Origin of the sequence: Streptomyces sp. NPDC001137 (assembly GCF_040298885.1) — a bacterium.
In the GTDB taxonomy this organism is placed as follows: domain Bacteria; phylum Actinomycetota; class Actinomycetes; order Streptomycetales; family Streptomycetaceae; genus Streptomyces.
On record NZ_JBEPBA010000031.1, the window covers coordinates 94,204 to 106,611 of the forward strand.

14 protein-coding genes are annotated in these 12,408 nt (G+C 71.6%); 6 read left to right on the forward strand and 8 right to left on the reverse strand.

Translation table 11 applies throughout. The features are described 5' to 3' along the window. Window positions 1-6: 6 nt before the first annotated feature. From ABT254_RS40790 to ABT254_RS40805, 4 genes are read right to left on the reverse strand one after another with little or no spacing between them, the layout of a single operon-like run. Complete coding sequence (locus ABT254_RS40790; RefSeq protein ID WP_351482325.1) at window positions 7-1,002, reverse strand: serine/threonine-protein kinase; 996 nt, start codon at window positions 1,000-1,002, stop codon at window positions 7-9. After that, window positions 992-1,537 carry a hypothetical protein gene (locus tag ABT254_RS40795; RefSeq protein WP_351482328.1) on the reverse strand — a complete coding sequence of 182 codons (546 nt, stop codon included), beginning with the start codon at window positions 1,535-1,537 and terminating at the stop codon, window positions 992-994. The genes ABT254_RS40790 and ABT254_RS40795 overlap by 11 nt, the downstream gene beginning before the upstream one ends. After that, entirely contained in the window at window positions 1,537-3,876 is a 2,340-nt protein-coding gene (locus ABT254_RS40800; protein ID WP_351482331.1) for an FHA domain-containing protein, read from the reverse strand. Before ABT254_RS40800 ends, ABT254_RS40795 begins: the two co-directional genes overlap by 1 nt. A gap of 59 nt (window positions 3,877-3,935) precedes the next feature. Continuing rightward, window positions 3,936-4,346, reverse strand: a complete 411-nt coding sequence (locus ABT254_RS40805) for a hypothetical protein (RefSeq protein ID WP_351482334.1) — start codon at window positions 4,344-4,346, stop codon at window positions 3,936-3,938. 324 nt (window positions 4,347-4,670) lie between these two features. On the opposite strand from ABT254_RS40805, the gene ABT254_RS40810 reads away from it, so the two are divergent. After that, window positions 4,671-5,054: a nuclear transport factor 2 family protein gene (locus ABT254_RS40810; protein ID WP_351482336.1), complete on the forward strand. Its 384-nt coding sequence runs from the start codon at window positions 4,671-4,673 to the stop codon at window positions 5,052-5,054. A gap of 223 nt (window positions 5,055-5,277) precedes the next feature. On the opposite strand, the gene mgrA is transcribed toward ABT254_RS40810, so the two are convergent. Then, on the reverse strand, window positions 5,278-6,270 hold the full coding sequence (mgrA, locus tag ABT254_RS40815) for an L-glyceraldehyde 3-phosphate reductase (protein ID WP_351482339.1): 993 nt from the start codon (window positions 6,268-6,270) through the stop codon (window positions 5,278-5,280). 139 nt (window positions 6,271-6,409) lie between these two features. Here mgrA and ABT254_RS40820 point away from each other — a divergent pair, with 139 nt between their 5' ends. Beyond that, window positions 6,410-7,303 carry a LysR family transcriptional regulator gene (locus tag ABT254_RS40820; RefSeq protein WP_351482342.1) on the forward strand — a complete coding sequence of 298 codons (894 nt, stop codon included), beginning with the start codon at window positions 6,410-6,412 and terminating at the stop codon, window positions 7,301-7,303. A gap of 17 nt (window positions 7,304-7,320) precedes the next feature. Beyond that, window positions 7,321-7,836 (forward strand): mycothiol transferase, encoded by a 516-nt coding sequence (locus ABT254_RS40825; RefSeq protein ID WP_351482345.1) that lies wholly within the window; start codon window positions 7,321-7,323, stop codon window positions 7,834-7,836. On the opposite strand, the gene ABT254_RS40830 is transcribed toward ABT254_RS40825, so the two are convergent. Together ABT254_RS40830 and ABT254_RS40835 are read right to left on the reverse strand one after the other, a co-directional pair. Next, on the reverse strand, window positions 7,818-8,888 hold the full coding sequence (locus ABT254_RS40830; RefSeq protein ID WP_351482348.1) for an adenosine deaminase: 1,071 nt from the start codon (window positions 8,886-8,888) through the stop codon (window positions 7,818-7,820). The genes ABT254_RS40825 and ABT254_RS40830 overlap by 19 nt on opposite strands. A 49-nt stretch (window positions 8,889-8,937) precedes the next feature. Further along, entirely contained in the window at window positions 8,938-9,330 is a 393-nt protein-coding gene (locus tag ABT254_RS40835) for a VOC family protein (RefSeq protein WP_351482351.1), read from the reverse strand. A 292-nt stretch (window positions 9,331-9,622) separates the two neighbouring features. Between ABT254_RS40835 and ABT254_RS40840 the strand changes: the two genes are divergently transcribed. Both ABT254_RS40840 and ABT254_RS40845 read left to right on the forward strand, forming a co-directional pair. Beyond that, window positions 9,623-10,720: a bile acid:sodium symporter family protein gene (locus tag ABT254_RS40840; RefSeq protein ID WP_351482354.1), complete on the forward strand. Its 1,098-nt coding sequence runs from the start codon at window positions 9,623-9,625 to the stop codon at window positions 10,718-10,720. A gap of 48 nt (window positions 10,721-10,768) precedes the next feature. Further along, a complete protein-coding gene (locus ABT254_RS40845; protein ID WP_351482357.1) occupies window positions 10,769-11,227 on the forward strand; it encodes a pyridoxamine 5'-phosphate oxidase family protein in 459 nt (152 codons plus the stop codon). Between the two features lie 49 nt (window positions 11,228-11,276). Here ABT254_RS40845 and ABT254_RS40850 read toward each other — a convergent pair whose 3' ends face one another. Beyond that, window positions 11,277-12,182 (reverse strand): aldo/keto reductase, encoded by a 906-nt coding sequence (locus ABT254_RS40850; RefSeq protein WP_351482359.1) that lies wholly within the window; start codon window positions 12,180-12,182, stop codon window positions 11,277-11,279. Between the two features lie 168 nt (window positions 12,183-12,350). Here ABT254_RS40850 and ABT254_RS40855 point away from each other — a divergent pair. Then, the coding region (locus tag ABT254_RS40855; RefSeq protein ID WP_351482365.1) for a helix-turn-helix domain-containing protein at window positions 12,351-12,408 on the forward strand (58 nt) is incomplete at its 3' end.

Sequence of the window (12,408 nt, forward strand, 5' to 3'; positions counted from 1 at the left end):
GAGCGCTCAGCTCCGGCTCCGGAAGACCGGCTCGGCCCAGCGCGGTGGGGGCTCGGGGCGGTCCTGCTCCGCGCGTACGGCCCGCAGGTCCACCTCCGTCGGCGGGTGGCCGGTACCCGGGCCGGCGCCGGTCATGGCGCCGCGCAGGGCGGCGACGAACGTGAGGCAGGAGGCGTGACGCTCGTCCGGGCCCTTGGCCAGGGCCTTGGCGAACACGGTGTCGACGGCCGGGGCGAGGTCGGGGCGGAATTCGGTCAGCGGCGGCGGCTGGTCGTACTGGTGGGCCCACAGCAGGGCCATGTCGTCATCGCGCCGGAAGGGCGGCCGGCCCGCCAGGCACTCGAACACCACGCAGGCGAACCCGTAGACGTCGCAGCGTCCGTCGACGGGCCGGCCGGAGATCTGCTCCGGGGCCACGTAGTCGAGGGTGCCGACGAACTGGCCGACGGTCGTGAAGCCGGTCAGGGACAGGGACTTCTTCGTCAGGCCGAAGTCGGTGAGGTAGGCGTGCTCGGGGTGGTCGCTGTCGGTGCCGCGGGCGACCAGGATGTTCCCGGGTTTCACATCCCGGTGCACCAGCCCGTAGTCGTGGGCGGCATCCAACGCGGAGGCGATCTGCGCCGCGATGCGCAGCGCGGCCACGGGCTCGAGCGGGCCCCGTCGGTCGAGGAGATGACGCAGGTCGCTGCCTTCGACGTAGCGCATGGCGATGTACAGGACACCGTCCGTCTCGCCGGCCTCGTAGACCGGCACGATGTGCGGGTGGTCGATCGCGGCGGCGGCCCGGGACTCGTGGGTGAAGCGCAGGCGGAAGGTGTCGTTGCGGGCGAGTTCGGGGGCGAGCAGCTTGAGGGCGACCGTGCGGTCCAGGCGCAGGTCGCGGGCGCGGTAGACGACGGCCATGCCGCCGCGGCCGACCTCGCGCTCGATGCGGTAGCCGGCGACCTGCCGGCCGATCAGTTCGGAGGGCCGGCCCGAGAACAGGCTCGTGTCACGGGCCATCGGGGGTCACGACCTGCGTGGGGGCGTGGCCAGGGCCTGCGGGTGCGGCACGGGGTCCGTCGTCGGTGGCGTACGTGCTCAGGTGCTTCCCGTCGCCGTACACCCAGCGCCCCTGCTCGGTGTCGTACAGCCACACGGACTCGCCGTCGACGACGATCCCGATGCGCAGTCCCTGCGTGCGGCCGCGGAAGGCCTCGCCGTCGAGGCCGCCGCGGGCCAGTTCCTCGACCGCGCTGCGGTAGCGGGCCAGGGTCTGTTCCGTGCGGGCGAGCAGGGGGCGCGGGTCGGCGGTGCGGTCCTGGGGGCCGCCGGTGGTAGGCGGGTCCTGGGGTACGGCGACCAGGCAGCGGCCGTCGACCCAGGCGGACCAGCCGTTGGCGCACAGCACGTGCCCCCAGTCGCCGCGCCGCTCGACGAGCTGGACCGGCAGCAGCGGGTCGAGGGGCACGGTGGGGCGGGCCGGGTCGGGGTCCTCCCAGGCGGGCATGCCGTCCCGGGGGACGACGTGGGTGGGCCGGAAGCCGGGCGTGGCCATCACGACTTCCGCATCACGGCGGGTTCGTGGCGGCGCAGCAGCCGGGAGACGGCGAAGCAGAAGACCGCCGAGAGCACCACCAGCATGGCGATGTTCAGCAGCCACACCCCGGCCGAGTGCTTGAACAGCGGATCGCCGGTGAGGTCGCCGGGCACGATCCGAGCCAGGCCGACGGTGCCGGCCATCGCGCCGAGCGCCCACCGGGAGGGCACGAGCCAGGACAGCTGTTCCAGGCCCGGCACCCCGTGGAGCTTCAGGAGGGCGCCGCAGAAGACGACCTGGACGATGGCGAGCAGCACCAGCAGCGGCATCGTCACCTCCTCCTTGCGCACCAGCGCCGACACCAGCAGCCCGAGCGTCATCGCCGTGAACGCCAGCAGGGCGACGGCGACGGTGATTTCGACCAGGGGCGGCATCAACACGCCTTCGCCGCCGGGCGCGTTGAGGTCGACGCCCAGGAGGGCCACCAGGGTGAGCACCACGGCCTGCAGCACGGTGATGGTGCCCAGGACGACGACCTTCGACATCAGGTACGCCGATCTGGACAGGCCCACGGCCCGCTCGCGCCGGTAGATGGTGCGTTCCTTGACGAGTTCGCGCACGGCGTTGGCCGCGCCGGTGAGGACTCCGCCGACGCACAGGATGAGCAGCGCGTTCATCGCGGTCTCCTGTGTGAGCTTGCTGCCGGCCAGCGCGCGGGCCATGGCGCCCATCACGAACGGCAGGGCGATCATGATGGCGAGGAAGGTGCGGTCGGCGCCGAGCGCGGCGGTGTAGCGGCGCACCAGCGTGCCGAGCTGGGCGCCGCGGCTGCGGGGCCGGGCGGGCGGGGTGATCACGACCGGTCCCGAGCGGGGTACCCGGGGCTGGGCGGTGGCCTCGGTGATGTAGTGCCGGTGGAAGGGCGAGAAGCGGTAGTCGCCGGCCCAGTCGCGGTCGTCGTGTTCGAAGGCCTCGAAGGCCTCCGGCCACTGCTCGAAGCCGAAGAAGGCGAGGGCGTCCTCGGGCTGGCCGTAGTAGGCGATCCTGCCGCCGGGCGCCAGCACCAGGAGCCGGTCGCACACGTCGAGGCTGAGCACGCTGTGGGTGACGACGATGACGGTGCGGCCGTCGTCGGCGAGGCCGCGCAGCATGTGCATCACCGAGCGGTCCATGCCGGGGTCGAGGCCGGAGGTGGGTTCGTCGAGGAAGAGCAGCGACGGCTTGGTCAGCAGTTCCAGGGCCACGCTGACCCGCTTGCGCTGTCCGCCGGACAGGCTGTGCACGGGCTGGTCGGCGCGCTGTTCGAGGCCCAGTTCGCGGATGACCTCGTCGACCCGGGCCCGGCGCTCGGCCTTCGCGGTGTCCTGCGGGAAGCGCAGCTCGGCGGCGTAGGACAGGGCGCTGCGGACGGTGAGCTGGGCGTGCAGGATGTCGTCCTGCGGGACCAGGCCGATGCGCTGGCGCAGCTCGGCGTAGTCGCGGTAGAGGTCGCGGCCGTCGTAGAGCACGGTGCCGTGGTCGGCGGGCCGCTGCCCGGTGAGCGCGTTGAGCAGGGTGGACTTGCCGGCGCCGCTCGGGCCGACGACCGCGAGCAGGCACTTCTCCCCCACCGGGAACGACACATGGTCGAGCAGGGTCTTGCGGCCCTGGTCGACGGCGACGGTGAGGTCCTGCACGTCGAGGGAGATCTCGCCGGTGTCGACGTACTCCTGCAGCTGGTCGCCGACGAGGCAGAACGCGGAGTGGCCGATGCCGACGATGTCGCCGGGGCCGATCGGGGCGGCGGTGACGGGTGAGCCGTTGAGGTAGGTGCCGTTGTGGCTGCCGAGGTCGGCGATCTCGTAGCTGCCGTCGGGCAGGGCGCGCAGTTCGGCGTGGTACCGGGAGATGATGAGGTCGTCGACGACCAGGTCGTTGTCCGCGGCGCGGCCGATGCGGACGGTGCGGGTGGGCAGCGGCCGTACGGTGGTGGGCCGGCGGAAGGTGCCGGTCAGGCCGGGCATCGACACGGCGGAGGGGCGCTCGGGGACCGGTGCCGGGGGGCTGACGAGGACGGCGCACGGGCCGTCGGAGGGGTTGCCGAAGCGGATCACGCTGCCGGGGCCCACGCCCCGCTCGTGGATGCGGCGGCCGTCGGCGAAGGTGCCGTTGGTGCTGTTCTCGTCCTCGATGGTCCAGTGATCGTCCTCGGGGCGCAGCACCGCGTGGTGCCAGGAGACCCGTGCGTCGTCGAAGACGATGTCGCTGAGCGGGTCGCGTCCTACGTGGTAGTCGCGGCCCGGGCTCATCACCGTGGAGCCCGCCTCGGTCTCCAGGACGAGTTCGGGCGCAGTCGGCGCGATCGGCCGCTCTGCCATGGAGAGAATTCTACCGATTCGCCCACATCTGCGCCCGGCGTGGCGGGCGCCGCACCCACTCAGCCGACGGGCAGGACGAGCGCCGGGATGGTCCGCTGCATGCGCAGGGCGTCGACGGACTCGGCCAGCAGCTCGTATTCGGTGGTCTCGTCACTGATCGCGATCCGCACCAGGTGGCCCGCGGCCAACTCGTCGGCGACCAGCTCCTGTTGGGCGAGGTTGGCGCACCACGAGCGCAGTACGGCCGGTACGTCGGGCACGGTGTCGGCGACGGGGACGAGCGAACTCGGCGGGAAGTGTTCCGCCTCCGGCTGGGGGTCGAGACGGTCGGCGATCCAGTTCGCGCGGTCACGCAGCCACCACAGGGCGAGGGCGAGCGTGGGAGCCCGGTACGTGCCTAAAGGCACACCGATACGTTCGCCTCCGCAGGTCCCGTAAGCCGTGACATGGCATAAGAACTCGTCGTGCACGTTTCGCTCCCCCGCTGCTCGCTCGCCTGCCGGCCGGCCTCTCTTTCGGTGCGGCTCATGTGCTGTGCGTGATGGCGTCTTCGCTCGCCGTGAAGTCCCTTGACTGTTGAGTATGTTCACTACTGAACCACTGTCACCACGACTTTTTGGCCAGTCTCCTGGCATATTCACAGGGGCAGTTGGCCGAAACCCTGCGAATGCTGCATTACCCGAGGGGTAATCGACGGTCCCGCACGCACCGGGCATGGTGGCTGTACCGGGTCGCCGCAACCGCGAATCCGGGTCCTGACCAGTAGCTACGACCTCGATGGAGGCTGATTTCCCATGTCCGCGAACACCGACCGTCACGAGAACGCCGTCGCCCGCTACTTCGAGGCCTGGAACGCGGGCGAACCGGAGGCGCTGGCGAAGGCCGTCGCCGCCGCCTGGGCGACGGACGGCACGTACACCGACCCCCTCGCCGACGTCCGCGGCCACGACGAGATCGCGGCTCTGATCACCGCGGCGCACGCGCAGTTCCCTGGTTTCGCCTTCCGGCTGACCGGCGCCGTGGACGGCCACCACGACACGGCGCGTTTCTCCTGGGAGCTGGTGAGCGAGGCCGACGGCTCGGCACCCGTGGCCGGCTTCGACGTGATCACCCTGGACGCGGACGGCCGTATCCGCTCGGTGCTCGGTTTCCTGGACCGGGTGCCCGCCGGGGCGTGAGCGAGGGGTTTCTGCGCTCGCGGCGGTTTCTGCGGTGGACGACCAGCGCCGACTCAGCAGGTGCGGTGAGGGGCGGCCCGGGTCGCCGTGCATGAGGCGCGCAGCGCCGGGCGGGCAGCCGGCGCGCTGCCCTGGCCGCGGCGGAGACCACGTCGGCCGCGTCGTACGGCAGCGGGCCGTCGCCCCGGAGGCGGCGGCCCGCCTCCGGGAGGACGGCGAGGGCCTACTGCTTGATGATCGCGTCGATGCGCGCCAGTTCCTCGGCCTCGAAGTCCAGGTTGCCGGTGGCCGCGACGCTGTCCTCGATCTGCTGCGCGCTGCTCGCACCGACCAGCGCGGAGGTCACCCGGCCGCCGCGCAGTACCCAGGCCAGGGCCAGTTGGGCGAGGGTCTGGCCGCGGCCCTTGGCGATCTCGTCGAGCGCGCGCAGCCTGCCGACCAGTTCCTCGGTGACCGCGTCCGACTGCAGGAAGGGGCTGTCGCTCGCCGCCCGCGAGCCCTCCGGGATGCCGTCGAGGTAGCGGGAGGAGAGCAGGCCCTGCTCCAGCGGGGAGAAGACGATGGAGCCGACCTGGAGCTCGTCGAGGGCGTCCAGGAGGCCCTCCTCCTCGGGCCGGCGGTCCAGCATCGAGTAGCGCGGCTGGTGGATCAGCAGCGGAGTGCCCAGCTCACCGAGGATGCGGGCGGCCTCGCGGGTCTGCTCCGCCGAGTAGTTGGAGATGCCGACGTACAGCGCCTTGCCCTGCTGGACCGCCGAGTGCAGGGCGCCCATCGTCTCCTCCAGGGGAGTCTCCGGGTCGGGGCGGTGCGAGTAGAAGATGTCGACGTAGTCCAGGCCCATCCGCGCCAGGCTCTGGTCCAGCGAGGACAGCAGGTACTTGCGGGAGCCCCACTCGCCGTACGGGCCGGGCCACATCAGGTAGCCGGCCTTGGTGGAGATGACCAGTTCGTCGCGGTACACAGCGAAGTCCGCCTTCAGGAACTCACCGAGCGCGGACTCGGCGGCGCCCGGCGGCGGGCCGTAGTTGTTGGCCAGGTCGAAGTGGGTGACCCCGAGGTCGAAGGCGCGGCGCAGGATGGCCCGCTGGGTCTCGACCGGACGGTCGGGACCGAAGTTGTGCCACAGGCCGAGCGAGATCGCGGGGAGCTTCAGGCCGCTGCGTCCGGTGCGCCGGTAGGGCAGGTCCGCGTAACGGTCGGGGTGTGCGGTGTACAACGCGACTCCAGAGGGGTTGGCACACGGTTTCCCGGTTCCCGGAACGTGAAAGGAAGCCGGCACCCCATATCTTTCGCGACCTGCGAGCAGTGGTCCAACAGGAGAATGCGATGGGATTGAGCGGATAGGCTTCTCAATTATGGAACTGCGCCATCTCCAGCACTTTGTCGCGGTCGCCGAGGACCAGCATTTCACCCGGGCGGCGGAACGGCTGATGGTGTCCCAGTCGGGGCTGTCGGCCTCGATCCGGGCGCTGGAGCGGGAGTTGCAGACCCCGCTGTTCGTACGGACGACCCGCAGGGTCACGCTCACGGAGGCGGGGCGGGCGCTGCTCGGCGAGGCGGAGCGGATCCTGGCGCAGGTGCGGTCCGCGCACGAGGCGGTCGCCGCCGTGCAGGGCGTGCTGCGCGGCACGCTCGCGCTGGGCACCGAACAGTGCATCGCGGGAGTGCATGTGGCGGGGCTGCTCGCCGCGTTCCGGCGCCGGCATCCGGATGTGGAGATACGGCTGCGGCAGGCCGGCTCGGGCGCGCTGGCGGAGGAGGTCGCGGCCGGGCGGCTGGACCTGGCGTTCGCCTACCGGACGCAGGCGGACACCGACCAGCTGCGCTCGGTGTCGCTGACCGGCGAGCCGATGACGGTGCTGTGCCATCCCACCCACCCACTGGCGACGGGCGGCGCAGCGGTCACCCCGGAGGAGCTCGGCGGGGAGGTGTTCGTCGACTTCCACCCGGACTGGGGGCCGCGCCGCACCACCGACACGGCCTTCGCGGAGGCCGGCGTACGGCGCACCGTGGCGCTGGAGGTGAACGACGTGCACAGCCTGCTGGACCTGGTCGACGAGAACCTCGGCATCGCGGTCGTGCCCCGGCATTTCCGGCACAAGCGGGAGGCGCTCACCGCCCTGCCGGTGAAGGGCACCGGCGAGGCGGTCTACGAGACGGTGGCGCTGCTGCCGCCGGCGCAGGCGACGAGCCCTGCGGCCCGGGCGCTGATGGCGCTTCTGGAGCAGGGCACGCACGACGGGCCGTAATGCGCGATGGTGGATGCATGCATGCCAAGGACATCCTCATCGACGGGTTCAACCGCATCCAGGAAGAAGTCCACGCAGCCGTCGAGGGCCTCGGCCCCGACGACCTCAGCGCCCGCCCCTTGGAGGCGGGCAACGCCATCGCCTGGCTCGTCTGGCACCTCACCCGGGTCCAGGACGACCACATGGCCGACGCCTTCGGGCTCGACCAGGTGTGGCTCGCCCAGGACTGGGAGAAGCGCTTCGGTCTTGACCTCCCGCGCCGCGACACCGGCTACGGGCACAGCTCCGCCAAGGTGGCCAAGGTTCGGGTCGACTCCGGCGACCTGCTGACCGGCTATTACGACGCCGTGCACGAGCAGTCCCTCGGCGCCCTGCGCGAGCTGGCCGCGAAGGACCTGGAGCGCATCGTCGACGAGAACTGGGATCCGCCGGTCACCCTGGGCGTGCGGCTGGTGAGCATCCTGTCCGACGACCTTCAGCACGTCGGACAGGCGGCGTATGTACGGGGGTTGCTTCAGAGCGCGGCGTCGTAGCCAGGCAGGACGACGTCCTCGATGAGGGCGTTGCGCTCGTCGAACGGGATGAACGCGCTCTTCAGCGCGTTGACCGTGACCGTGCGCAGGTCCTGGAGCGTCCAGCCCGCCTGTTCCACCAGCAGCGCCATCTCGCGGGTCATCGTGGTGCCCGACACCAGGCGGTTGTCGGTGTTGAGGGTGACGCGGAAGCCGAGGTCCTTCAGGGCGGTGATGGGGTGCTCGGCGATGGAGGTGGCGCAGCCGGTCTGCAGGTTGGAGGTGGGGCACATCTCCAGCGCGATACGGCGATCGCGCACCCAGCCCGCCAGCCGGCCCAGCTTGCCGTCGACGATGTCCTCGGTCAGGCGTACGCCGTGGCCGATGCGCTGGGCGCCGCACACCTGCAGCGCCTGGTGGATGCTGGGCAGGCCGTGCGCCTCGCCGGCGTGGATGGTGAACGGCACACTCGCGCGGCGCAGGTGTTCGAAGGCGGCCAGGTGGTCGGCGGGCGGGAAGCCGTCCTCGGCGCCGGCGATGTCGAAGCCGACCACGCCCGCGTCCCGGAAGGCCACCGCGAGGTCGGCGGCCTCACGGACCCGGTCGAACATCCGCATGCCGCACAGGAGGGTGCCCACGCGGACCGGGGTGCCCGCGGCGGCCGCCTTCGCCATGCCGGCGGCGAGGCCCTCCTGGACGGTCTCGACGACCTCGGCCATGCGCAGCCCGCCGGTGGTGTTCAGCTCGGGGGCGTAGCGCACCTCGCCGTAGACGACGCCGTCCGCCGCCAGGTCGAGGACGTATTCCTCGGCGGCGCGCAGCAGGCCCTCGCGGGTCTGCAGCACGGCCAGGGTGTGCTCGAAGGTGGCGATGTAGCGCACCAGGTCACCGGAGTTGGCGGCCTCGACGTACCAGGCGGCCAGCTCGCCGGGGTCGGTGGTGGGCAGGGTGTGGCCGACCTCGGCCGCGAGTTCCACCAGGGTGGCGGGGCGCAGACCGCCGTCGAGGTGGTCGTGCAGGACGGCCTTGGGCAGGCGGCGGATCACATCGGCGTCTATGCGCGTAGCAGACATGGCGAGGTCTTTCCTTGAGCGGTGGTTCGAATCGGCGGGGCGGAGATCGTCAGTCGGCGGGCTGGAGCAGGTCCCAGCGATTTCCGTACAGGTCCTGGAAGACGGCGACCGAGCCGTAGGGCTCGTGGCGCGGCTCCTCCAGGAACGTCACGCCCGCGGCGAGCATGCGAGCGTGGTCGCGGGCGAAGTCGTCGGTGTGCAGGAAGAAGCCGACACGTCCGCCGGCCTGGTCCCCGACCCGGGCGCGCTGCGCCTCGTCCTTGGCTCGGGCCAGGAGCAGGGCGCTGCCCGCGGCCTCGGCGCCGGGCTGGACGACGACCCAGCGGGAGCCGTCGGGTCGGGGCGTGTCCTCGACGAGCCGGAAGCCGAGGGCCCCGGTGTAGAAGCGGATCGCCTCGTCATAGTCGTCGACGACGAGGGTGACCAGGGCGATGCGTCTCATCGGGGCCTTTCGCGAGGTCGGAGGGTGGTTGATGACGGGTGAGGTTATACGTAAAACCTCGGGTACGCCAGTCGGTCGCTGTCACCGCCTTCGTCTACAGTTCAGTAGACCGTCTACATGTCTGTAGTCACTCGGCCACGGCATGCCGTCGCACCCGCACCGACCACAAGAAAGGGGCAGCCCACCATGACCACAGGGCCCCGCGCACACCCCCACGCGAGCACCCCGGTGGGCCGCTTCGCGATACCGGCGCTCCTTCTCCGCCCCAGCCCCACGACGGAAGAGCGCCGCCATGAGCCCCCAGCCCGTGAAGACCACCGACGATCACCAGCCGCGACCGCCCCGGCGACCTGCCGCGTTCGCCGTGCTCCGGCGCCGCCTGGGCGCGGCGATCGTCCTGACCTACGCGGCCGCGGCGCTCCTGCCCGCTCCCGGCCTGTGGCTGCGCCACCCGCACTCGATCGGCATCCCCGCCCTCGCTGAACTCTCCCTGAGGACACCGCAGTGCCTCCTCGCGCTCGTGCTGTTCAGCGCCGGCCTCCAGGTGCCGCTGGGTGAGCTGCGGTTGCTGCTGAGGCGCCCGGCCGCGCTGGTCGCCGGGCTCGTGCTGCACGTGGTGGCGCCGTTGTTGATCGTCCCCGGCGTCGCGTTCGTGCTGCGCCACTCCCCCGACCAGGACGGCGGCAGCGGCATGGTCGCCGCCATGATCCTGATCGTCGCGATGCCGGTGGCGGCCGGGGCGACGGTGTGGACCGCCAAGGGGGACGGCGACCAGCCGACGGCTGTCGGACTGGTCCTCGCCTCCACGCTGGTCAGCCCGCTGACAGTGCCATTGACCCTGGCGGTGCTGTGCCCACTGCTGCGCGGCGAGTACGCGGGCCGGCTGGCCGACGCGGCGCAGACCGCCGGGCACGCCTTCGCACTGACCTCGGTCGTGCTGCCCTGCGGCGCGGGCCTGCTGTGCCGGCTGCTCCTGCCGCGGCGGGGGTCGGAGGGGCTCGTAGGCGCCGCCGTCGCCGCGGCTCTCCCGGCCTCGCTGTTGCTGACGTATGTGAACGCCAGTGGTGTGCTGGGGCCGTTCCTGCGTCATCCGCGCCCGGCGCTGCTGGTCGGCGCGCTGGCCGTCGCGGCGACGGTGTGCGGGCTGTCCTTCGCGCTGGGGCGGATCGCCGCCCACGCCCTGCGGCTGGATGCGAGAGCCGGCGCGTCCGTGACGCTGGCCTGCGGGATGAACAACAGCAGCGCCAGTGCCGTGCTCATCACCACGACGCTGCCCGACCGTCCGCACATCCTGCTGCCCGTGCTGGCGTACGGGCTGTTGCAGAAGGTGGCGGCCGGGCGGGTGGTGCGCGGCTTCGGCCCCCGGAGAGGAGGAGGCCTACGGACTTAGGACCGCGGCCCGAGGTGCGATCCGGGGCGCGCCGGTAGCGTCCCGGGCATGAAGATCACCGAGCCGCCCCGCAGCGCCGAGCAGCGCAAGCAGGACGTACTGGCCCGACTGGCGCGGGAGTCGGACATCTGGGTCGCCACCGCCGACGAGGGCGGGCTGCCGTGCCTGGTGGCGCTGTGGTTCGCCTGGGACGGGGAGTCGGTCTGGATGTCCACGCGGATCACCAACCCCACGGGCCGCAATCTGCGCGACGGCGGGCGCACCCGGCTGGCCTTCGGCGACACGCAGGACGTGGTGCTCGTCGACGGGGACGTGGAGACGTTCACCGGACAGGACGTGCCGGCCGCGGCGGCCGACGTGTTCGTGGCGAAGACGGGGTGGGATCCGCGCAAGGACAGCGCGTCGTACGCCTTCTTCCGGGTGCGGCCGCGTGGCGTGCAGGCCTGGCGAGGCGGGCATGAGCTGCCCGGGCGGCATCTGATGCGGGACGGCGTGTGGGCGGTCTGAGACGGCTCGGCACAGCGGCTGAGGGGCCCCGCCCAGAGGCCCCTCGATCTCAGTCGGCCTTGCTGTGCAGGGCGTTGAGCCGCTCCAGCTCGTCGGCGGTGAGGCGGAGCGCGCCGGCTGCCACGTTCTCGGCCAGGTGGTCGGGGTTGCCGGTACCGGGGATGGCCAGGACGTGCGGTCCCTGGTGCAGCGTCCAGGCGATGCGGACCTGGCTGGGGCTCGCGTCGTGGGCGCGGGCGACGGCGAGCACTTCCTCGTCGTAGGTGGTGCTCGCGCCCTTCGCCCCGCCGTCGCCCGCGACGGCGAAGAACGGTACGAAGGCGATGCCCTGTTCGCCGCACAGGCGCAGGACTTCGTCGGTGGCGGGGTCGCGGTGTTCGAGCCCGTACCGGTTCTGCACGCACACCACCGGCGCGATGGCCTGCGCCTCGGCAAGGTGGCGGGGTTCCACGCCGGAGATGCCCAGGTGCCGGATCAGGCCTGCCTCGCGCAGTTCGGCCAGCGCGCCGAAGTGCTCGGCGATCGAGTCCTGCTCGGTGCGGCGGAAGTTGACGACGTCGAGGTGGTCGCGGCCGAGCTGGCGCAGGTTCTCCTCCACATGACCGCGCAGCTGGTCGGGGCGGGCCGGACTGCCCCATTCCCCCCAGTAGTTGCGGTAGGGACCGACCTTGGTGGTGATGACGAGCTCGTCGGGGTACGGGGCCAGCGCGCTGTTGATGATCTCGTTGGCGGACCGCAGCTGCGAGAAGTAGAAGGCAGCGGTGTCGATGTGGTTCACGCCGAGCTCGATCGCCCGGTGCAGCACGGCGATCGAGCGCCCGCGGTCGCTGGGTATCCCGTGATGGAAGGCGGCGCTGCCCGTCAGCCGCATCGCTCCGAAGCCGATGCGGTTGACGGTCAGGTCGCCGAGTTTCCATGTACCCGCAGCGTCCGCGGTGATCGTTTGGGAGGTCATCGGGTTTCCTCCGTGGATAATCCGCCCTTCAGGGCGGAGTGGAAACGGACTCCTGCGGAGCAGGGCATGGGGCGGCGATTCGCTGTCAGGGCGGATCGCAGTGCTCTGGCCGGCAGGTTTGGTCTTCACGCATGGCCTCACTAGTTTGTGAGGGTGACCACAACGTGTGTGAAGCGGGCTTTCAAGTACCGCTTCTACCCGACGGAAGCGCAGGCGGCCGAGTTGT